The organism is Brevibacillus sp. HD3.3A (assembly GCF_013284375.2).
Classification (GTDB): Bacteria; Bacillota; Bacilli; order Brevibacillales; family Brevibacillaceae; genus Brevibacillus; species Brevibacillus parabrevis.
On the sequence record NZ_CP085874.1, the window covers coordinates 193,156 to 215,000 of the forward strand.

At 51.9% G+C, this 21,845-nt stretch carries 23 protein-coding genes (1 of these 23 running past the window's edge); all 23 read left to right on the forward strand.

All coding sequences use genetic code 11. From position 1 onward, the window contains the following. The first annotated feature begins 174 nt into the window (after positions 1-174). Positions 175-516, forward strand: coding sequence for a DUF3870 domain-containing protein (locus HP435_RS01145; protein WP_063227500.1), 342 nt, complete (start codon positions 175-177; stop codon positions 514-516). A gap of 200 nt (positions 517-716) precedes the next feature. After that, a complete protein-coding gene (locus HP435_RS01150) occupies positions 717-1,655 on the forward strand; it encodes an ABC transporter permease (RefSeq protein WP_063227499.1) in 939 nt (312 codons plus the stop codon). Positions 1,656-1,681: 26 nt separating this feature from the next. Further along, a complete protein-coding gene (locus tag HP435_RS01155; RefSeq protein ID WP_370641100.1) occupies positions 1,682-2,569 on the forward strand; it encodes an ABC transporter permease in 888 nt (295 codons plus the stop codon). Positions 2,570-2,574: 5 nt separating this feature from the next. Further along, entirely contained in the window at positions 2,575-3,600 is a 1,026-nt protein-coding gene (locus HP435_RS01160) for an ABC transporter ATP-binding protein (protein ID WP_122966741.1), read from the forward strand. A gap of 122 nt (positions 3,601-3,722) precedes the next feature. Beyond that, complete coding sequence (locus HP435_RS01165) at positions 3,723-5,381, forward strand: peptide ABC transporter substrate-binding protein (RefSeq protein WP_122966740.1); 1,659 nt, start codon at positions 3,723-3,725, stop codon at positions 5,379-5,381. 147 nt (positions 5,382-5,528) lie between these two features. Next, positions 5,529-6,623 carry a dipeptide epimerase gene (locus HP435_RS01170; protein ID WP_122966739.1) on the forward strand — a complete coding sequence of 365 codons (1,095 nt, stop codon included), beginning with the start codon at positions 5,529-5,531 and terminating at the stop codon, positions 6,621-6,623. A 2-nt stretch (positions 6,624-6,625) separates the two neighbouring features. Next, positions 6,626-7,543, forward strand: coding sequence for a C40 family peptidase (locus tag HP435_RS01175; protein WP_173599984.1), 918 nt, complete (start codon positions 6,626-6,628; stop codon positions 7,541-7,543). A gap of 25 nt (positions 7,544-7,568) precedes the next feature. Further along, the gene (locus tag HP435_RS01180; RefSeq protein ID WP_122966737.1) at positions 7,569-8,528 is read left to right on the forward strand and encodes an ABC transporter ATP-binding protein; all 960 of its coding nucleotides are present in this window, start codon (positions 7,569-7,571) and stop codon (positions 8,526-8,528) included. Between the two features lie 252 nt (positions 8,529-8,780). Then, positions 8,781-9,725, forward strand: coding sequence for a sigma-70 family RNA polymerase sigma factor (locus tag HP435_RS01185; protein ID WP_122966736.1), 945 nt, complete (start codon positions 8,781-8,783; stop codon positions 9,723-9,725). Positions 9,726-9,880: 155 nt separating this feature from the next. Beyond that, complete coding sequence (gene hslO / locus HP435_RS01190) at positions 9,881-10,753, forward strand: Hsp33 family molecular chaperone HslO (RefSeq protein WP_122966735.1); 873 nt, start codon at positions 9,881-9,883, stop codon at positions 10,751-10,753. A gap of 37 nt (positions 10,754-10,790) precedes the next feature. Continuing rightward, positions 10,791-11,693, forward strand: coding sequence for a peptidyl-prolyl cis-trans isomerase (locus tag HP435_RS01195; RefSeq protein ID WP_173598163.1), 903 nt, complete (start codon positions 10,791-10,793; stop codon positions 11,691-11,693). Between the two features lie 81 nt (positions 11,694-11,774). Next, positions 11,775-12,707, forward strand: a complete 933-nt coding sequence (gene cysK / locus HP435_RS01200; protein ID WP_122966733.1) for a cysteine synthase A — start codon at positions 11,775-11,777, stop codon at positions 12,705-12,707. Between the two features lie 122 nt (positions 12,708-12,829). Continuing rightward, a complete protein-coding gene (locus HP435_RS01205; RefSeq protein WP_173599991.1) occupies positions 12,830-14,323 on the forward strand; it encodes an anthranilate synthase component I family protein in 1,494 nt (497 codons plus the stop codon). Between the two features lie 17 nt (positions 14,324-14,340). Beyond that, positions 14,341-14,928, forward strand: coding sequence for an aminodeoxychorismate/anthranilate synthase component II (gene pabA, locus HP435_RS01210; protein WP_122966732.1), 588 nt, complete (start codon positions 14,341-14,343; stop codon positions 14,926-14,928). Between the two features lie 131 nt (positions 14,929-15,059). After that, a complete protein-coding gene (locus HP435_RS01215; RefSeq protein ID WP_173599985.1) occupies positions 15,060-16,703 on the forward strand; it encodes a PhoX family protein in 1,644 nt (547 codons plus the stop codon). A 20-nt stretch (positions 16,704-16,723) separates the two neighbouring features. Then, positions 16,724-16,933 carry a twin-arginine translocase TatA/TatE family subunit gene (gene tatA / locus HP435_RS01220; protein ID WP_173598161.1) on the forward strand — a complete coding sequence of 70 codons (210 nt, stop codon included), beginning with the start codon at positions 16,724-16,726 and terminating at the stop codon, positions 16,931-16,933. Positions 16,934-17,009: 76 nt separating this feature from the next. Next, positions 17,010-17,744, forward strand: coding sequence for a twin-arginine translocase subunit TatC (gene tatC, locus HP435_RS01225; protein WP_122966729.1), 735 nt, complete (start codon positions 17,010-17,012; stop codon positions 17,742-17,744). A gap of 33 nt (positions 17,745-17,777) precedes the next feature. Continuing rightward, positions 17,778-18,623, forward strand: coding sequence for an aminodeoxychorismate lyase (gene pabC / locus HP435_RS01230; RefSeq protein WP_173599986.1), 846 nt, complete (start codon positions 17,778-17,780; stop codon positions 18,621-18,623). Between the two features lie 427 nt (positions 18,624-19,050). Further along, positions 19,051-19,863: a dihydropteroate synthase gene (folP, locus tag HP435_RS01235; RefSeq protein ID WP_370641101.1), complete on the forward strand. Its 813-nt coding sequence runs from the start codon at positions 19,051-19,053 to the stop codon at positions 19,861-19,863. Positions 19,864-19,865: 2 nt separating this feature from the next. Next, positions 19,866-20,237: a dihydroneopterin aldolase gene (gene folB / locus HP435_RS01240; protein WP_063227483.1), complete on the forward strand. Its 372-nt coding sequence runs from the start codon at positions 19,866-19,868 to the stop codon at positions 20,235-20,237. Then, complete coding sequence (gene folK / locus HP435_RS01245; RefSeq protein WP_173599988.1) at positions 20,234-20,764, forward strand: 2-amino-4-hydroxy-6-hydroxymethyldihydropteridine diphosphokinase; 531 nt, start codon at positions 20,234-20,236, stop codon at positions 20,762-20,764. The genes folB and folK overlap by 4 nt, the downstream gene beginning before the upstream one ends. After that, a complete protein-coding gene (locus HP435_RS01250; protein ID WP_083955635.1) occupies positions 20,716-20,922 on the forward strand; it encodes a helix-turn-helix domain-containing protein in 207 nt (68 codons plus the stop codon). The genes folK and HP435_RS01250 overlap by 49 nt, the downstream gene beginning before the upstream one ends. A 69-nt stretch (positions 20,923-20,991) precedes the next feature. Continuing rightward, on the forward strand, positions 20,992-21,845 hold the 5' portion of the coding sequence (gene dusB / locus HP435_RS01255) for a tRNA dihydrouridine synthase DusB (RefSeq protein ID WP_122966726.1). Its footprint extends 175 nt past the window's final position; 854 of the gene's 1,029 nt are visible here — the first part of the coding sequence; the start codon lies at positions 20,992-20,994; its stop codon lies off the right edge, out of view.

The window sequence follows — 21,845 nt, forward strand, 5'->3', positions numbered from 1 at the left end:
TATACGAACATATCCACCAAACAAACGAAAGATTAGTCAGACTTATTTACAAATTGCGAATTTGTCTGGTACTATGTAAGAAAGTGCTTAGCCAGCTTGCGATTGTAAGGAGGTAGCACTCCAAACGTCCCGCATGGCCGGCCCGTTAAGCATAGTAAAAGCGGGGTTTTCCACTTGTTTGATAAGGATACCATTTATATCGTAGGTGACGCGCAATCTTCGTCCAACAATCCGATTACGCAGCAGTTCAGCGCCTTCTTTATTGGGCTTGTCGTTGACACTACCAACGACAAAATCGTAGATGCGGCTTGTTCGTCTACGGTGCAGCTGACGTCTGATTTTGCCCGATCCATTTTTATCGGTCATTCCATCTTTGCGTCGGAGGCGATTGGGGAAGAAATTCGCTATCGATATTTTGGATCTTCGCAAAAGACATTGATTGCTGCCTTCAAGGATGCACAGAAGAAGTACAAACAGGCTGTTTCCACGAGAAGTAAAGCAGAAGTCACCAAGTGAATTGAATACACACAAGCTGCTTTATTTATTCGTATGCACGGCATACACGTAAGTAAAACCCAGCAAATGCCATGATAATCGCGCATTTGCTGGGTTTTTTGCTTATACGGAAAGGAAAGACATTTTTCCGACCGGGATGCGAACGACAGCTTTTTGCCCATCAACCTTTTTGCCGGATTTTGATTAAAGGAGGAGATTCCTTGCTATCTTTTGTCTTCCGCAGATTCATCTCCATGATTGTTACGTTGTGGCTCATTATTACCGTTACTTTTTTTCTGATGCATGCTGTGCCCGGATCTCCTTTTGAAAAAGAGGGAAAAGCGCTGAACGAGACCGTGGCGCAAAATCTCAACGCTTACTACAACCTGGATAAGCCGCTCTTTGTCCAATACGGTCTGTATTTGCAAAAGCTGGTGCAATTTGATTTGGGGCCATCCACTGCGAACAGTGCGGATACCGTCAACAAAATGATTGCTCGCGGTTTTCCGGTTTCGTTTCAACTCGGACTGATTGCTGTTCTCTTTGCGATTATTTCAGGAGTAGGGCTGGGCGTGATTGCCGCATTGCGCCACAACCGTTTGATCGATTACGCAGCGATGATCATTGCGGTTCTCGGGATATCCATACCGAGCTTCGTAGTTGCGCCTTTGCTGATCAAGTATTTGGCGGTGGAGTGGAAGCTTCTCCCGACAGCGACCTGGGGCAGCTGGCAACACGTAGTTATGCCGGCACTGGCGCTGGCGTTTGGCCCGATTGCGATTATTGCCCGCCTGACGCGTACGAACATGCTGGAGGTATTGACGCAGGAGTATATCGAGACGGCCAAAGCAAAAGGATTAAAGCCTGCGACAATCGTGATCAAGCATGCATTGCGCAACGCCATTTTGCCTGTCGTCACCTTGCTGGGGGCGCTGATCGCCAATGTTTTGACGGGGAGCTTTGTCATTGAAAAAATCTTTGCCATTCCCGGCATGGGCAAGTATTTCGTGGCGGGCATCATCAACCGTGACTATTCCGTGATCATGGGAACTACTGTGTTCTACAGCGCCCTCTTGATTTTCTTGATGTTCGTCGTCGATGTTTTGTACGGCATTATTGATCCGCGAATCAAGCTGCATCGAAAGGAGAGCGAAGGATGATCGTTTCTGACGACTTGTTTATTCCAATGCGCAAAGACAACCTCAATTCGGAAGCGATTGTGCGACCTCAATTGACATTTTGGCAGGGAGCCTGGCAGAGACTGAAAGGGAACAAGCTTGCGTTGATGGGACTCGTCATCATTATTGTTCTCGGGGTTATGGCAACGATCGGTCCGATGATTTCAGGACATGAATACTCCAAGCAATCGATAATCATGAAAAATAAAGCGCCATCTGGGACGTACTGGTTTGGTACGGACGATTTCGGGCGCGATGTGTTCACCCGCGTATGGTACGGGGCGCGCATTTCCTTGTTCGTTGGTTTCATGGCAGCACTGATCGACTTTTTTATCGGTGTCTTGTATGGCGGTATCGCTGGGTATATGGGAGGCCGGGTCGATAACATCATGATGCGCTTCGTCGATATCCTGTATGGATTGCCCTATTTGTTGGTCGTTATTTTGCTGATGGTCGTTATGGGACCTGGGCTTGGCACGATTATCATCGCTTTGAGCGCGACTGGCTGGATCGGGATGGCCCGTACCGTGCGCGGTCAGGTGCTTCAGATGAAAAACTCGGAGTATGTGCTGGCGGCAAAAACGATGGGAGCGAAGCCTTTTTACATCATTCGCAAACACCTTTTGCCGAATACAATAGGCATCATTATTGTCTATGTCACTTTGTCTGTTCCATCCGCGATCTTTGGGGAAGCGTTCCTCAGCTTTCTCGGCTTGGGCGTGCAGGCTCCGATGGCGAGTTGGGGCGTGATGGCCAATGACGGACTCTCGACGATTTTGTCAGGGCATTGGTGGAGGCTCTTTTTCCCGGCTTTCTTCATTTCATTGACGATGCTTGCGTTCAACGTGCTCGGTGATGGATTGCGCGATGCGTTCGATCCTAAGGCAAGGAGGTAGACGGCATGGACAAAACGGAAAAATTGCTGGAGGTAAGCGGTCTGCGTGTCACGTTCAAGACGCACGGCGGGGAAGTGAATGCGGTTCGTGATGTGAGCTTTTCCATGAACAAAGGGGAGACGCTTGCCATCGTCGGAGAGTCTGGCTGTGGCAAAAGCGTTACGGCCAAGAGCATCATGAGGCTGATACCGGAGCATATCGGAAAAATTGCTGGTGGCAGCGTCATGTTCAAAGGCAAAGATTTGGCAAAGCTGCCGGAAAAAGAAATGCGCGAGATACGCGGAAAAGAAATCTCCATGATCTTTCAGGATGCGATGACCTCGCTCAATCCGACCATTTCCATCGGCGAGCAGATCATGGAAGGAATCATTCGCCATCAAAAAGTCGGCAAGAGCGAAGCGCGGCGGCAAGCTGTCGAGATTTTGACGCTGGTGGGGATCGCCAACCCGGAAAGCCGTCTGAAGCAGTACCTGCATCAATTCAGCGGCGGGATGCGCCAGCGGATCATGATTGCCATAGCGCTTGTCTGTAGACCTTCTATTCTCATTGCGGATGAGCCTACGACCGCGCTCGACGTGACCATCCAGGCGCAAATCATTGACCTGTTCAAAAGCATTCAGCAAAAAACAGGTGTATCTATCATCATCATTACGCATGATCTGGGCGTAGTCGCCAAAATCGCGGATCGAGTCAACGTCATGTACGCGGGAAAAGTGGTCGAGTCTGGACCTGTGCAAGATATTTTCTACAATCCACAGCATCCGTACACAAAAGGACTGCTTGCTTCCATGCCGCGGCTGGACGCGGATCGCTCCATACCGCTCAGCCCAATTCCAGGAACGCCGCCCGATTTGTTTGCGCCGCCGCTCGGCTGTGCGTTTGCTGCTCGTTGCGACTATGCGCTGGAAGTTTGCCGGAATTATCAGCCAGCCGAGTCGAATGTCCACGGCAAGCACTCGGTATCCTGTTGGCTGCAAGATCCGCGAGCGAAAAAAATGCTGGCCGCCATGCAGGCTCCTACAGGAACCTAGCGGGCAAGGCTACAGGCATGGGCGCATGGGCAAAAGAGTTGGTTATCTGGTGTAAAAGAGGGTGTCGTCTATCGGCGCTATCCTTTTACGACATATAAAAAAATCATAAGGGGGAAGAAACAGTGAAAAAACTATCGACTATTTTGCTTTCCGCTTCGCTTGCTGTTTCCATGTTCGTAACCGGGTGTAGTTCGGGTCAAGCGCCAGCGAACAATGAATCGGCACCACCGGCGACCAACAACCAGCAGACTCCTGCACCGGGAGATCAGGCAGCCAAGCTTTTGCTTTTGAACAACATCAAGGAGCCTACCTCGCTCGACCCGCCAGTCGGCTTTGACGAGCCATCCTACAACATTTTGAACAACTTGATGGAAGGTTTGACGCGACTGGATGAGAACCAGAAGCCTCAGCCTGCGGCAGCTTCCGAGTGGAAAGTTTCCGAGGATGGCAAGACGTATACGTTCACCTTGCGCGATAACAAATGGAGCAACGGCGAGCCGGTAAAGGCGCAAGACTTTGAATACGCTTGGAAACGCATGCTCGACCCGGCGCTGGCATCTCCAGCTGCCTTCCTCGCTTTCATTATCGAAGGGGCCGAAGCGTACAACAGCGGAAAAGGTCCTGTAGACGGTGTGAAAGTAAAAGCGTTGGATGACAAGACACTGGAAGTTGTTTTGGCACAGCCAGCTTCCTGGACATTGCTTCTCGCGTCTAACCCGGCGTTCTTCCCGGTTCACAAGGCGACGGTGGAAAAAGATCCGAAATGGGCTGCCGAAGCGAGCACTTTTGTGGGCAACGGGCCGTTCAAGCTGACCGAGTGGAAGCATGACAGCGAACTGAAAATGATGAAAAGCGAGAACTACTGGGATGCGGCAAACGTAACGTTGCCGGGCGCTGTCTGGAAAATGATCGATGATGAAAATACCGAGTACCAAATGTTCACGAATGAAGAGCTGCACAGAACCACAACCGTTCCGGCGGATATGGCTGACCAGTTGTTCAAAGATGGCAAAGTATACGTAAAAGATGGCGCAGGCACAGAGTTCTACCGCTTCAACGTGACAAAAGAGCCGTTTGACAACGTCAACATTCGCAAAGCGTTCAGCCTGGCAATTGACCGTCAAACATTGGTAGACCTCGTGTTGATGCGCCAGCAAAAACCGGGAACCGGATTCGTTTCCTTCGGCTTGCCAGACGCCAACGGTTCGGGCGATTTCCGTCAAGTGGGCGGAGACTTGGTGAAGTTCGATGCCGCTGAAGCGAAAAAGCTGCTGGAGCAAGGAATGAAGGAAAAAGGCTATACTCAGCTGCCAGAAGTAACGCTCACTTACCGCAGCGGAACAGCCAACGAAAAAACAGCTCAAGCAGCGCAAGAAATGTGGAAGCAAAATCTGGGCGTAGATGTGAAGCTGCAAAAAGTAGAAGGAAAAGTTTTGACCGATATGCAAAAACAGCTGCAATATCAAATTGCCCGTTCCTCCTGGTTGCCTGACTTTGGAGATGCGATCAACTTCCTGGACATCTTCCAGTCGAAGAACGGCAGCAACCGCACTGGATGGGGCAATCCTGAATACGACAAGCTGATTGAAGGCGCGTACAAAGAGCCAGACGATGCCAAACGTTTGCAAATGCTGCACGACGCCGAGAAAATCTTGCTGAACGAAGCGCCAGTAGCGCCGCTGTACTTCTACAACACATCGCTGCTCACCAGCGACAAAGTCAGCGGAATCCAAAGCTCGTCGCTCAGCTATACCGATTTGCGAAAAGCAGTCGTGAAGTAAAACATGCTTGCCGGGAGAAGTCATTTCAGGCGGATGAAATGACTCTCCCCCTTTTTTGCCGAATGTTTTAATAGTGCTATAATTTAGTTTGATTCAACGAAAAAATAGATAAAGCAAGCATGCGTGCTAGAAAAGATGGAGGAAAACATGATTATTCAAGCCATCGAAGTGAAGAGAATCTCTGTACCTTTGAAAAAGCCTTTTAAAACAGCTTTGCGCACGGTGAACAGTCTGGAATCTGTCTTGGTGAAAATCACTTGCGACAACGGAATGGTAGGGTGGGGAGAGGCTTCTGCTACTGTCGTCATTACCGGCGACAGCATCGAAAGCATCGAATCTGCCATCATGAACACGATGAAGCCGCAATTGATCGGTCTGAATTTGCTTGCTTACGAACGAGTATTTCAAACTTTGCATCAATCGATGGTAGGGAATACAAGCGCGAAGGCAGCAGTTGATATTGCGCTGTACGATTTGATTTCCCAACGGGCGGGAATGCCGCTGTACCAGTTTCTCGGAGGCTATCGCGACCAGCTGGAAACGGACTATACTGTCAGCGTCAATTCGCCAAAAGAGATGGGCGAAGATGCGGCTGCTTATTTGAACCAAGGCTTTAACGTTTTGAAAATTAAGGTGGGTAAGGACAACATCGAGGATGATATTTTGCGCATCCAGGAGATTCGCAAATCCGTGGGCAATCAGGTGAAAATTCGTCTTGATGCCAACCAGGGATGGAATGTGAAAGAAGCGGTTCAATCCATTCGCAAAATGGAGGACATGGGGCTTGGCATCGAACTGATTGAACAGCCTGTAAAAGCTCACGATCTGGAAGGCTTGAAGCGGGTTACGGATTCGGTGGATACGCCGATCATGGCTGACGAAAGTGTATTTTCGCCGGCGCAGGCGTTGCAAGTTTTGCAAAACCGGGCAGCTGACATGATTAACATCAAGCTGATGAAGGCGGGCGGCATTTTCAAAGCGCAATTGATCAACCAATTGGCCGAAGAACACGGCATTCCATGCATGGTTGGCAGCATGATCGAATCGCGGTTGGCTGTTTCGGCGGCAGCGCATTTTGCAGCCAGCAAGAAAAATATTACCCGCTTTGACTTCGACGCACCGCTCATGCTTCTGCATGATGGCATCGATGGTGCTGTGACTTACGATGGCCGTGTGATGACGATGCCGGATGCGCCGGGGCTGGGCATTCGTTCGATCCGTTTGTGGGAAGGGGAAGAGTGAAAATGAAACCAGCAATCGTCTCCGTGTCCGTCGCAACTGTATGGACGAAGCCCGAATCTCCCCGTGACATCGACCAGGCGGCTCTCGCTGTTCCGGTTGATGCGCGCGGTTGGCTTGATTCGCTGACCGTTGAGGAAAAGCTCGGCTTTTATGACAACAACGCGATCCAGACGCAAGTTTTGTTCGGCACTCGCGTAGAAGTAGTGGAAGAGCAGGGCGATTGGGTGCACATTTTGATTCCTGACCAGACGACCAGCAAAAACGAAACGGGCTATCCAGGTTGGGTGCCGTCGCGCCAGCTCAGTCCGTGGTCTGCCGCCTTTGCTGTGCAGGATGGACAAAATTTGGCGATGGTTACAGCGGCGTTTACCCGTCTGCATTCCACAGAGCAGGAGCCGGGGATCGAGCTTGCTTTCTTGACGAAGCTGCCGCTCGTAGAAGACGGTTCCGAGTGGGTGAAAGTAGCAGTGCCGAACGGCGAAGCTCTTTTGCCAAAAGCGGATGTCGCCATTGTGCGGGCAAACGAGCCGATCGAACTGACCGGAAATCGCGGCGAGGCCATTGTGGAGTCGGGCAAGCGCTTCCTCGATCTGCATTATTTGTGGGGCGGCATGTCGTCATATGGATATGACTGCTCCGGCTTTGCCTACAATATGCACCGCTCTGTCGGCATTCAAATTCCGCGCGATGCTTCTGATCAGGCCAGAGCCGGGGAATTGATTGAAAAAGCCGATTTGCTTCCGGGTGACCTGCTGTTTTTTGCCTATGAAGAAGGAAGAGGCAGAGTCCATCACGTCGGCATTTATATCGGCAACGGGGAAATGATCCATTCACCGGATTCCCGAAGCGCCATCGAGATCGTCAAGCTCGACAGCTACAAGCTGAAAAAGGAACATGCGATCTCCAGACGATACTGGTAAAAGGATAACGGGGAGGAGTAGCCAGATGGAAAGAAAAAAGCTGGTCCAGGTAAGAAACCTGACAAAAACCTTTGCGCTTGGCAAAGGGCTCTCACTGAAGGCGGCTGACGACGTCTCCTTTGACATTTACGAAGGGGAGACGTTTGGACTGGTAGGCGAATCTGGCTGCGGAAAATCAACGACTGGCCGTACGATTATCGGCTTGTATCAACCGACCTCCGGCGAGGTGCTGTTTGACGGGCTGAACGTGCACAAAGCTTCTGCTGCCGATCGAGGCAAGATTACGAAAAACATTCAGATGATTTTTCAGGACCCGTACGCGTCGCTGAATCCGCGGATGAATATCGCCGAAATTATCGGAGAAGGTCTGCAATTGAACGGGCTTTACAAGGGGAAAGAGCGGATGAAGCGGGTAGTCGAGCTGCTGGAGATGGTGGGCCTGCAAAAGGAGCATGCGAACCGTTTTCCGCATGAGTTCAGCGGCGGGCAGCGCCAGCGGATCGGGATTGCCCGCGCACTTGCCGTCAATCCGAAGTTCGTTATCGCAGATGAGCCGATTTCGGCCCTCGATGTATCGGTTCAGGCACAGGTTGTGAATTTGATGAAAAATTTGCAGCGGGAGCAAAACTTGACGTATTTGTTTATCGCCCACGATCTTGCCATGGTTAAACATATCAGCGACAGGATCGGTGTGATGTACCTGGGCAACATGGTAGAAATGAGTACGAGCGAAAAGTTGTATGAGTCTCCCAAGCATCCGTATACGCAGGCGTTGCTGTCGGCTATTCCTGTTCCCGATCCAGACCTGGAGAAAAACCGCGAGCGGAAGATTATCGAAGGCGACGTGCCCAGTCCGATCAATCCGCCCAGCGGCTGTGTGTTCCGTACGCGTTGCCCTGTCGCGACAGAGGTTTGCGCCCAGAAAAAGCCTGTGTGGCAAGAAGTGGACACCAACCATTTTGCTGCCTGTCATCTTTATCAGTAAAGTACAGACTCCTTTTACACTATTCGACATGATTCTTCAGCCGTCCCGCATTCAGGGATGGCTTTTTTGTCGACCAGGCTCGCCTCTATATTAAGGAAGGTTTACAAACAACGCATAAAGGGGAGAACTGTTAATATTCTGTAAACTGGCAGGAATCAAACAAGTTTTGTCGAAATACGGTTACAGTAAACAACTTCGTAAACTCGCCTAACTTCATCGTGAACTCCCATTCCAGAGAAGTGAGGGTTGCATATGACTTTGAGTACCTCCTCATTCCATTCCACTCCCAGTCGTTGGCGGGAAGTAGAAACACAGCTGGGGATCGTGGTGCCCAGATCGCTTCGGTCTGACACGTCCGCCTTGCTGTTTTTGGAAAGCGTCGCTGCAACACCCATGTTGGACAAAGAAGAAGAGTTGGCTTGCCTGGTTCGCTATCAGAAGCATGGCGACATGGAGGCACGTGAAACGATTGTTCGCGCCTATTTGCGCTACGTTGTCAGTACAGCCTTGCGCCATTTGAGAAGAGGCATGCCGTTCCTGGACCTGATTCAGGAAGGGACGATTGGTTTGTTTACCGCCATAGACAAATTTGATGTGGGACGCGGCGTACGTCTCTATCATTACTCGCACTGGTGGATTTCCCAGGCGATCACCCGCGCAATCAATGACAAAGGTGCGTTGATTCGCATTCCTGTCCACATGCATGAGCAAATTCGCCAGTATCAAAAGCAAGTGTTGCATCTGATTCACGCGTTGAACCGGACGCCGGATCGACACGAAATTGCCGGACTGCTCGACATTCCGCTGGAAAAGGTCGATGCAATCGAGCAGGCGTTGATGATGAAAATGGAGTCGATTGATGCCGAACTGGACAGCGAAAAATGGCTGGCGGAGCATGAGGACGAGTGTCTGAGCTACGCTGAAATCATGGACGATGGACTGTCCTCGCTGGATGACTGGATTGAAAAGGTGGACTTGCGCTCCCAGATGCATGCAGCGCTGGAGCGGCTTAGCCCGCGGGCACAAGAGATTATCTCCATGCGCTACGGTCTGTATGATGACCATGTGTACACGCTGGAGGAAGTAGGCAAAATGTTTGGCCTGACCCGCGAACGAATCCGCCAGATTGAAGCGACGACGATTGACCGATTGCGAACGCAAAAAGCGTCGAAAGTTCTGAAAGACTATCTGACTTGATGTCATTACCGACCCCTTCTACTACTGGAAGGGGTTTTGCTTTTGCGATCGTCTGCAAGTGTTCGTTTAGTCAGTGGAAAGCGCGTACGTCTGGCTTCTTGTGGTAAACTGATAAAGACCATTTGAACATTGGATGCAAGAAGGAGGATCGCCAGATGAGCGATTATTTGATAAGAGCAACCGGATTTGACGGACACGTACGTGCTTTTGCTGCACGGACGACAGATATTGTGGAAGAAGTGCGCCGCCGCCACGATATGTGGAACACGGCAACGGCAGCGACAGGACGTACTTTGACCGTCTCTCTGATGATGGGAGCCATGTTAAAAGGAAACGAGAGCCTCTCTGTCAAAATAAAAGGGGGAGGTCCGATTGGGCAGATCGTCGCTGAGGCCAATGCCGATGGCGAAGGGATTGCCTACGCTACCAACCCGCAAGTGCACTTCGAGCTGAATGAAAAAGGCAAGCTGGATGTAGCGCGTGCCGTTGGAACGGAAGGCTTTGTGTACGTGACAAAAGATTTGGGACTGAAAGAGCCTTATCAAGGCAGCTCGCCGATTGTCTCAGGTGAAATCGGGGAAGATCTCACTTACTATTTTGTCGTGTCCGAGCAAACGCCGTCAGCGGTAGGCGTAGGTGTGCTGGTAAACCCGGATGACCGCTCCGTCTTGGCGGCTGGCGGCTTTATTCTTCAGCTTTTGCCGAACACGCCTGAAGAGGTCGTGGCAAAAATCGAAGAACGCTTGGGACAGCTGCCGCAAGTTTCCCGCATGATTGGCGAGGGCTTGTCGCCGGAGGAAATTTTGGCCCGCGTATTGGACGAGCCTAAGTATCTGAGCCGCACAGACATTGTATTCCACTGCAAGTGCAACGAGGACAAGGTGGTTCAGGCTCTGATCAGCATGGGACGCGAAGAGATGGAGAGTCTTCTTGAAGAGCAGGGCGAAGCGGAAGTTCACTGTCATTTTTGCAATGAACGTTATCACTATGACAGAGCCGCGTTAGAGAACATCATGAAAGACATGTAAGGACAATCGCGCGGCGTCAACTAAGGGAGAGGATGGCATGACCAATGTAAAAGGGTTGTGGGCATTCATTGGGGCGCTCGTGTTGCTGTTGCTTGCCGTGACCTGGGCCTGGTTCCAGTCGTCAGGCAAGCTGCAACCTGCGGCTATCGTCGGAGATGTGAAAATCAGTGAAGCCGAGTATGTATCGGCGCTCAAACAGAAGTTCGGGGAGCAGGTTCTGAACGATCTCATCAATCGGGAGGTCGTTTTTCAGGAGGCGAAGCGCTTGGGTGTCAGCGCCGATCCGAAACAGGTTGAGCAGGAACTGGAACAAATTCGCGACAGCTATGGCAGCCGTACGGACAGCGAGTTTCAGCAAGCGCTGCAAAAGCAGGCTGGAACGAGCCTTGATGCGGTGAAGCGGGAGATTACTTATCAAATTCTGCTGCAAACATTGGCTACCAAAGATATCTCGGTTAGTGACGACGAAGTGATGAAAGTATATGAAAGCCGGGCAGATCGGTATACGCGCCCGATGCAGGTGCGACTGTATCAAATTGCCGTTGCATCCCAAAAAGAAGCGGAGCAGGTAGCGGCCGAATTAAAGCAGGGGGCCAATTTCCAGACTCTCGCCAAGGAACGCTCGATCGACCAAAAAACGGCGACCACAGGCGGAGATTTGGGGTGGGTATCCCTGCGCGACCCGAAGCTGCCTGATGAAGCGTGGAACGAAATAGAAAGCTTGAAGGCAAAAGACAATAGCCGAGCAGTCAAAACCGGGGATCAATACGTCATCTATCACCTGGAGCAGAAGCGGGATGCGACACAGAGAACTTTTGCCGAGGTAAAAGAGGAATTGCGCCGGGAAATTGCCTTTGCGCAAGTGGAATCTCTCGATGTGGTTTTGGAGCGGATGCGCGAGTCCGTAGGCGTTCAGATTTCTGGGCAAATGCCTCATTGACCAAATGGGCGACCGTTGATATAATTATGACAATAAATCCTAGCGTTTTACTCGGCTTATTAATATAAGGGGGCAGGACATATGCGCGTGGCTAATTCCATTACTGATTTGATTGGATTTACTCCGCTTGTGAAGCTGAATCGTGTTGTCACCGAAGATATCGCAGATGTTTACTTGAAGCTTGAGTTTTTCAACCCGGGAAGCAGCGTGAAAGATCGGATCGCGCTTGCGATGATTGAGGCAGCCGAAGCGGATGGCAGCCTGAAGCCAGGGGATACGATCATTGAACCGACGAGCGGAAATACAGGAATCGGCCTGGCGATGGTCGCTGCTGCAAAAGGCTATCGCGCCATTCTGGTCATGCCGGAGACGATGAGTATCGAGCGCCGCAACTTGCTGCGCGCGTATGGTGCGGAACTGGTGCTCACTCCAGGTGCCGAAGGAATGGGCGGAGCGATTCGCAAAGCGGAAGAGCTTGCAAAAGAAGACAGCACCTACTTTATTCCGCAACAATTCAAAAACAAAGCCAACCCTGCTGTGCACCGCGATACGACAGCGCGTGAGCTGTTGGAGCAGGCAAAGGAAATTGGCGGCGTTGATGCTTTTATTTCCGGGATCGGAACAGGCGGAACGATCACAGGTGTCGGTCAAGTCTTGCGCGAGCACTACCCAGACGTGCGGATCGTTGCCGTAGAGCCGGCAGCATCCCCAGTATTGTCCGGCGGCAAGCCAGGACCGCACAAAATTCAAGGAATCGGAGCAGGCTTTGTTCCGGAAATTCTTGATACGCAAATTTACGACGAAATCATCAAGGTAGAGAACGAGGAAGCTTTTGAAACAGCTCGCCAAGTAGCTCGCAAGGAAGGCATTCTCGGCGGCATTTCTTCGGGGGCAGCGATCCATGCGGCTTTGCAAGTAGCTGCCAAGCTGGGCAAAGGCAAAAAAGTCATCGCCATCATCCCATCCAACGGCGAACGCTACCTGTCTACTCCTCTGTACCAATTCGAGGATTGATTGGCAAAAAATACGGGAGGCCACGGTATGCCATTTTGGCTGCGTGGTCTTTTCTTTTTGCCTGGGACGACTATATAATGAACGGATAAATAGTGAAAAAACCGGAGCGTGAAGCGAAATTGATGTTCCCTACCTTTGCCCAGTGCCAGTCGTACGCATTGACATATCCTTTTGTTCCTCTTGCTCTTCGCGGTAAATGGTCTTCCGAAATCGATCCTTGGCAGGTGCTGACTGCCTTGCAGCCGTCCATGCAGGATGCTGTTCTTTTGGAAAGCGGCCGAGTGGGAAGGTACACGTTTTTGGCTTATCAGCCTGTAGCTACCTTGCGCAGTCAGCGAGGGGAAACGATCGCTGTCTACCCCGATGGTCAGGTAGAAAATGTGGAAGCGGACCAACCGCTTGATGCATTGCGAAAATTGCTTGCCCGCTATCGCACGCCAGTCGTTCCAGATATGCCTGATTTTTCCGGTGGGGCAGTGGGGTATCTCAGCTATGATATGAACCGCTTTTTTGAGCCTACGCTTCCCGAGATCGCAACGGACGACTTACAGTTGCCAGATCTGTATGTTATGATAATGCAAGACCTTGTTGTCTTTGATCATCAGACGCGAGAGATCGTCTGTCTGACTCATTTGTCTGCAAAAGAGTTGAGCGAAGAGACTTATCGCCAAGCGGAGGAACGCCTTGCAAAAAGGCTGAATTCACTGGAAAATCTTGTGGCGAAGACGGATGCCGAAGACTGGGAGCAATTGCGCAAAAGACCGCTGGTTCATGAGACGCCAGCAGCGGTGTCTTTTGCCAAAGATCAGTTCGAGGATGCCGTCCGTCGGGTTCAGGAGTATATCGCCCAAGGCGACGTTTTCCAGGTGAACCTGTCTGTGCGGCAAAGCAAACCAATGCAGGTGACGGCGCCGGATGTGTATCAGGTGCTGCGCAAGCTGAATCCGTCTCCTTACATGGGCTACCTCAGCTTCCCGGAGTTTCAGCTGGTCAGCGCTTCCCCTGAGCTGTTGGTGAAGGTCAAGGGCGGGGAAGTTCATACACGCCCGATCGCAGGGACGCGTCCGCGCGGGCAAACCGATGAGCAGGATGAGGCATTGGCGCGTGAGCTGATTGACAACGAAAAGGAGCGCGCAGAGCACGTGATGCTGGTCGATTTGGAACGCAATGACCTGGGCCGCGTCTGTCGTTTTGGCAGCGTGGAGGTCAGCGAGTTCATGGTCGTGGAGAAATACTCGCACGTGATGCATATCGTCTCCCATGTAAAAGGAGAGCTGGCCCAGGGCAAAGATGCTTTCGATGCGGTAGCGGCCACTTTTCCGGGCGGAACGATTACCGGAGCGCCAAAAGTTCGGACGATGGAAATCATCGAGGAGCTGGAGCCGGTCAAACGTGGCGTGTACACAGGATCAATCGGCTGGTTTGGCTTTAACGGCGATGTAGAGGTCAATATTGCCATCCGGACGATGGTCGTCAAGGATGGAATGGCTCATGTGCAGGCAGGAGCAGGCATTGTGATCGACTCTGTCCCCGAGGCGGAGTACGCCGAGTCTTTGAAAAAGGCAGAAGCGTTGTGGAAGGCCCTAGAGATTAGCGAGCAGAGAACGATGAGTTGAGAGGAGATGAGAGTAAGATGATTTTAATGATCGATAACTATGATTCCTTTACGTACAACCTGGTGCAGTATGTAGGTGAGCTTGGCGAAGAGCTGCAAGTGTACCGCAACGACAAAATCACGCTGGAAGAAATCGAGCGGCTGGCTCCCGATTACTTGATGATCTCGCCTGGCCCGTGCACGCCAAACGAAGCGGGGATCAGCATGGAGGCCATTCGCCACTTTGCGGGGAAAATCCCGATTTTGGGAGTGTGCCTGGGACACCAGTCGATTGGACAAGTGTTTGGAGCAAAAGTCATTCGCGCCGAACGGTTGATGCATGGCAAAACGTCTGAGGTCATTCACGACGGGAAGACGATTTTTCAGGGCATTCCTTCCCCTTTTACAGCGGCACGTTATCACTCCTTGATTGTGGAGGAAGCGTCCATCCCGAGTGAGCTGGAAATTACGGCGCGAACCGCTGAAGGCGAGATCATGGCATTGCGCCATCGGGAATATCCGATTGAGGGCGTGCAGTTCCACCCCGAATCGATTATTACCGAGCACGGCAAACAGTTGCTGCAAAACTTCCTCACCACCTACGCCCGCCATACGACAGGATCATGAATGCATACACGACAAAAATCGCCTGATTTCAGGCGGTTTTTTCATTTACAGACTCTTTATACAGCGTTTACTCTCTCTCGACATTCGGCTTGTACAATGAAGCGAAAGATGGCGAAAAAGGAGAGAGTGAAATGGATGTAAATCGTCGACAGTTTTTGACTTATCTAGGAGCAGGTACAGCAGCACTGGCATCGATGGCAACCGGAATCCCTGCCTTGGCAGCAGGCAGTACCTTGTCTGGAAAAACAGCCGATCATCTGTTTGGCCTCGAAACAAAAAACCACCATTTCAACCCGAAGTTCAAGGAAATCCATCCGACAACGAAAGACGACGTCGTCCTGCCAGAGGGATTCAAGTACGATGTGATCGCTTCCTATGGAGACAAGATCAACGCGGCTGGCGACACTTTTGGCTTCAATAATGACTTCACCTGTTTTCTGCCCATCGAGGGCAAATCAGACCATGGACTGCTTTGGGTAAATCACGAATATTTAGGTGAGTTGGAATATTATGTGAACGGATACGATTACTTGAAAGCGGACGCAGAAGACAACAAGCGCACTCCCGAGCAAATCAAAAAGTATTTGTACGCGCTGGGCGGCTCTGTCATCGAAATCAAAAAGGAACAAGGCAAGTGGAAGCTGGTTGCGGACTCCAAGTACGGCCGTCGTGTCAGCGGGCTGACCAAACACGTACTGACAGGGCCGGCAGCTTCGATCGCCAAAGAAGTAACCGGGACGTTTGCCAACTGCTCTGGCGGCGTGACACTGTGGAATACAGTTCTTTCCTGTGAGGAAAACTACATGGACGTCGTAGGCGATTGCAAGCTGCCTGAGGCAAACCATTATGGCTGGGTTATTGAAGTAGATCCGTTTGATCCGAAGTCGACTCCGAAAAAGCATACAGCGCTCGGCCGCTTCTCCCACGAGAATACTGCCATGGTGCTGGCGCCATCAGGTCAACTGGTCGTATACATGGGCGATGATGCCAAAGACCAGTACGTGTACAAATACGTTTCCAAAGCGAAGTTCGATCCGAAGGCGGGGAAAGGCAATTCCCGGCTGCTGGAGGAAGGGACGCTTTATGTCGCCAACTTTGGCAAAGGCAAATGGGTCGCGCTGGATTTGGCCACCAATGACGCTTTGAAAAAAGCCGTGAATGCGGAAGGCAAGCTGCTGTTTGCTTCCCAGGCTGACGTTTTGGTCAATTGCCGCGAAGCTTCCAAAGCGGTTGGAGCTACTCCGATGGATCGCCCTGAAGATCTGGAAGTCCATCCGATTGACGGTTCCGTGTTCATCGCCCTGACGAACAACGACAAGCATGGCAACTTCTACGGGCAAATCGTGCGTTTGTTCGAAAAAGACAACAACCATGCAGGCGGCGAGTTCACGTTTGAGATTTTTGCCGCAGGCGGTCCGCAAAGCGGTTTTGCTGCGCCGGACAACATGGCGTTTGACAGCGCAGGCAACCTGTGGGTCGTTACGGACATCTCTTCTTCCTCCATGAACAGCGGGATTTACAAATCGTTTGGGAACAACGGGGTATTTTTCATTCCGACTACGGGCAACAACAAAGGACAGGCTGCACAGTTTGCCTCTGCTCCGGTAGGCGCGGAAATGACAGGGCCTTGGTTTACGCCTGATGAAACAACGCTGTTTTTGTCGGTACAGCATCCGGGCGAAAACCTCAAGGACTACAGCCAGCCAACCAGCCATTGGCCAAAAGGCGGAAATGCAGCAGCTTTGCCGAGCGTGATTGCCATTACTGGTTTCTAGGACAAGGAGTGTAGCGCACCATGCTATCGAGCATCGGGATTCCTGGACTGATCTTGATTTTGATCATCGCACTGATCGTTTTCGGGCCGAGCAAGCTGCCGGAGATCGGTCGCGCTTTTGGTCGTACGCTGACGGAGTTTAAAACGGCTGCCAGAGATTTGACCAAGGACGACGATGAAGGCAAAGACAAAGGCGCGGTCGGAGAAGAAGCGGTAAAACGAAGCAACTAATTCCGGCGTGGGAAAAGGCGGTGCGTTCATTTGGCGCACTGCCTTTTTGCAGCGCAGCGCGTAAGGAGGAGAGCTTGTGAATCAGGAGATGCCTGTTTTGGAGCATCTGAGTGATCTGCGCCGCAGACTGCTGATCGTGGCTGCGACACTGGTCATCGGCATGATCATCTGTTTTTTGTTTGTCGATCACATTTACCTGGCGTTGTCGAATCATTCCGGCGAAAAACTGGCTATCCTCGGCCCGGGTGATATTTTGTCAATCTATGTAAAGTTGTCTGCGGTTGGCGCGGTAGCTGTCACAATTCCTGTGGCTGCCTATCAGACGTGGCGATTCGTCGTTCCGGCATTGGAGGAGCGGGAGAGAAAAGTGGCGCTGATGTACATCCCGGCGCTGTTTCTGTTGTTCTTGTTCGGGCTGTCTTTTGCCTACTTTGTCTTGTTTCCGATGATGTACCAATTCGTGCTGGGGCTGTCAAACGGGAATTTTGAACTGGTGATTACGGCAAATGACTACTTTAGCTTTATGTTGAATTTGTGCCTGCCGTTTGGACTTTTGTTTGAGCTGCCTGTCGTCGTGCTGTTTTTGAGCCATCTGGGCATTTTGAATCCGCATCGATTGGCCAAAATGCGCAAGCCTGCCTACCTGGTGCTGGCGATCATTTCGATTACGATTACTCCGCCCGACTTTTTGTCCGATATTATGGTGATTGTTCCGTTGATCGTTTTGTACGAAATCTCGATCACAATCTCGCGCTTTGTTCATGGCAAGCGTGCTTCCGAATCTGCGCTCTCCCCGGAAAATATGGTATGATGCTCTCGACAATAGTATCGGGAGAGTGCGCAGATGCACATTTATGCAAACGGGACAATTTGTCCGGCTCATGAGGCGAGTGTATCGATTTTGGATCACGGTTTTTTGTATGGCATCGGTCTGTTTGAAACGTTGCGTGTATACGATGGCAAACTGTTTCTGTGGGACGACCATTTTGCCCGGCTGAGTTCCGGGCTTTTGGCGTTGCAAATCAAGCTTGTCTGGTCAAAAGAAGAGCTGGCGGATGCCATCAGGCAAACCGTCGAAGCGAACGGGCTGAGGGACGCGTATGTACGTCTCAGCGTCACGGCGGGGCCGGAAGGGGTAGGCTTGGTAGCTGGCGGCTACGAGCGCCCATCTTTGTTTGTATTTGCCAAGCCGGTTGCCGCGCTTGAGGTGCCGCCCAAGCCCAAGCGACTCCAGACGTTGGCATTGCCGCGCCAGACGGCGGAGGGGCACCAGCGGTTTAAATCGCACAACTACCTCAACAACGCATTGGCTCGCCAGGAGCTGGGGGCGCGCACGGATACGGAAGGGCTGTTTTTGACGCACGACGGTTTTCTCGCGGAAGGCATCGTCAGCAATCTTTTCTGGGTCAGGGACGGGCATCTGTTCACCCCTTCTCTGGATACGAGCATTCTCGATGGGGTGACTCGCCGCCATGTTTTGCGCTTGGCCGAGCAATTGGCGATCCCGACAGCAGAAGGACGGTATCGGCTGGAAGACCTGCTTGCGGCGGATGAAGTATTTACGACCAACTCTGTGCAGGAAATCGTGCCTGTGCTGGAGGTGGACGGGACTTTCGTTCCAGCGGTCTACGGGAAATACACGAACGAACTGCACCTCGCCTACCGTCAGTCTGTAGCGACCTTCATGTAAATTATGGTATGCTACTAATCAACATGCGAAGACGGAAAAAGGGAGTAGGTCCATGAAGTACAATCCATTTCGAATCCATGCGGCAACCGTCGACGAAATGATTGCGGAGCTTGCCGATCGGGGCGTTTTTGGCCATTTGGCTGAACAGTTGGCTGAGTGGCGAGCAGGTTTGATGATCCATGTGGAAAACATGAGCAGCGAGCTTGCCGAACAAGTGCGGCAGAACATGCTCGCGACCGGGGCCGAGGCGGTTGTGTCTGGGCAACCGGGTACGATTGAGCGAAAACGGATGCTTTTGCTCGCGGGCCACAAGCAGTTGGAGCAGGCTCTGCAACAGCTGGAAAAAAGCGCTGGCGAGTCTGGCGCGGTGGCGGCAGAGGTACGGGAGATTTTGGCGCTGCCGTCTCGCCTTCGAGCCAGACGAAAGCTGGACTGCGGACAGTACACACTTCCGCTTGGCGAGCGCACATTGGTGATGGGGATTTTGAATGTAACGCCCGACTCCTTTTCCGACGGCGGCCGTTTTGTGGATGTGGAGCAAGCTTTGTCGCAGGCGTGCGCCATGGTGGAGGCAGGGGCGGATGTCATTGACATCGGCGGCGAATCGACACGCCCGGGAGCGATGCCTGTAGATGAGGCTGAGGAGCTGGATCGGGTGCTGCCTGTCATTCGGCTTTTGACAAAGGAGCTGTCGGTTCCTCTTTCGATTGATACATACAAGGCGGCGGTGGCGGAGCGCGCACTGGACGCTGGGGCGCATATCATCAACGACGTTTGGGGAGCAAAGCGCGATCCGCGCATGGCCGAAGTAGCTGCGAAGAGCGGCGTGCCAATCATTTTGATGCACAACCGCCCTGACACCGACTACCAGCACTTTTTCTCCGATTATGTCAGAGATTTGCGAGAATCCGTACAGATTGCCTTGCGCGCGGGTGTGCGTGAGGAACAGATTATTCTCGATCCGGGGATCGGCTTTGTCAAAACGGTCGAGCAAAACCTCGAAACCATGCGCAGACTCGATGATCTGGTTGCTCTCGGCTATCCGGTTCTGCTCGCGACCTCGCGCAAGCGGATGATCGGACATGTCCTCGACTTGCCAGTAGAGGAACGGGTAGAGGGCACGGCAGCGACTGTTGCCCTGGGCGTAGCCAAAGGCTGCCATATGGTTCGGGTGCACGATGTAAAAGAGATGAAACGGGTCACCAAGATGATGGATGCGATGATGAAGGGGGGCATTTAACGATGGACAAAATTTATTTTAATGGCATGTCGTTTTATGGCTATCATGGTGTCTTTGGCGCAGAAGCCGAGCTGGGTCAGCGTTTTTATGTCGATTTGGAGCTTCTTGTCGACTTGTCGCAGGCAGGGGCGAGCGATGATCTGCAGCATACCGTCAATTACGCCGATATTTTTACTTGTGTGCAAAAAATTGTCGAGGGCGAACGGTTCAATCTGGTTGAAAAGCTGACTGCTGTAATTGCCGAGCAACTTTTGACGACTTTTCCGTTGCAAGAAGCCAAAGTAAAGGTGACCAAGCCCAATCCTCCGATCAACGGCCACTATGAGTCGGTTGCCATTGAAATGACGCGCAGAAGAGAGGATTTTGCTTCATGAGTGTGGTAGCGTATCTGGGGCTTGGATCAAACCAGGGCCATCGTGCGGAAAATTTGCGTCAGGCGATCCAGAAGCTGAACGAGCAGCCGGGAATCCGGGTTTTGCGCGTATCCGCTGTTTATGAGACAGAGCCGTTCGGCTACGTCGAGCAAGAGGCGTTTTTGAATATGGCTGTGGCGATAGAGACAGACCTTTCTCCCGAGCAGCTATTGGATGCGGCTTTGTCGGTAGAACGCGTTCTGGGGCGCGTTCGAACCATTCGTTGGGGGCCGCGTACGATTGATATTGACCTTCTTTTGTATGGCACCTCCAGTGTGTCGCTGGAGCATCTGGTTATCCCGCACCCTGGTTTGAGCGAGCGCGCTTTTGTGCTGGTTCCGTTGCGAGACATTTGGGAGGGCGATGCTTTGCCTGGTTACAGCCAGACCATTGACCATTATCTTTCCTTATTGGCAGAAGATCACAAGGGGGTACGAGAGTGGGGAGCAATCAACTGGGAAATCGGATCAGATCCTTTCGGAAGTTAAAAGGGTATACACAGCAGTCCCTTTCGGAAAAGCTGGGAGTGTCGCTGTCGTTCGTCGGATCGCTGGAGCGGGGGACTCGCACGCCGACAGAACCTGTACTGCGCAAGATCGCCAGCACTTTACAGGTCGACTATGAAGAATTATGTGCTATAAAATAAAGGATAGGCAGTTTGGATGAGTCTCACCTCTCCAAGACCCCGCATATCGGGAATAGGAGGTCGAAATAGATGAAAATCGGAAATATTGAACTGAAAAATAACGTGGTTCTCGCCCCGATGGCAGGTGTTTGCAACCCTGCTTTTCGTTTGATTGCGAAAGAATTTGGGACAGGACTTGTCTGTGCGGAGATGGTCAGCGACAAAGGCATCGTGCACGGCAATAAAAAGACCATCGACATGCTGTATGTCGACGAACGCGAGAAACCGCTGAGCTTGCAGATTTTTGGCGGTGACAAGGAAACGCTCGTTCCAGCGGCGAAGTATGTAGATCAACATACGAACGCAGACATTATCGACATCAACATGGGGTGTCCTGTTCCGAAAATTACGAGCTGTGATGCAGGTGCTCGCCTGTTGCTCGACCCGGACAAAATTTACGAGGTAGTATCGGCTGTTGTCGATGCTGTCGAAAAGCCGGTTACGGTCAAAATGCGACTGGGCTGGGATGAAGAGCACTTGTATGTCCTGGAAAACGCCAAGGCGGTTGAGCGTGCAGGCGGCAAAGCCATCGCCGTCCACGGTCGGACTCGCGTGCAAATGTACAAGGGTCAGGCGGACTGGAGCTGGATCGGACGAGTGAAGGAAGCTGTTTCCATTCCAGTTATCGGCAACGGTGATGTGGCGACACCAGAGGACGCTCGCCGCATGCTCGATACGACGGGTTGCGACGGCGTCATGATCGGACGCGCTGCACTCGGCAATCCGTGGATGCTGTACCGAACCATCCAGTACCTGACGACAGGAGAACTGGTTGCGGAGCCGTCCGTGCGTGAAAAAATCGACATCTGTTTGTTGCACGCGGAGCGTTTGATTGCATTGAAGGGGCCGCGAGTAGGTGTGCTGGAAATGCGCAAACACGCAGC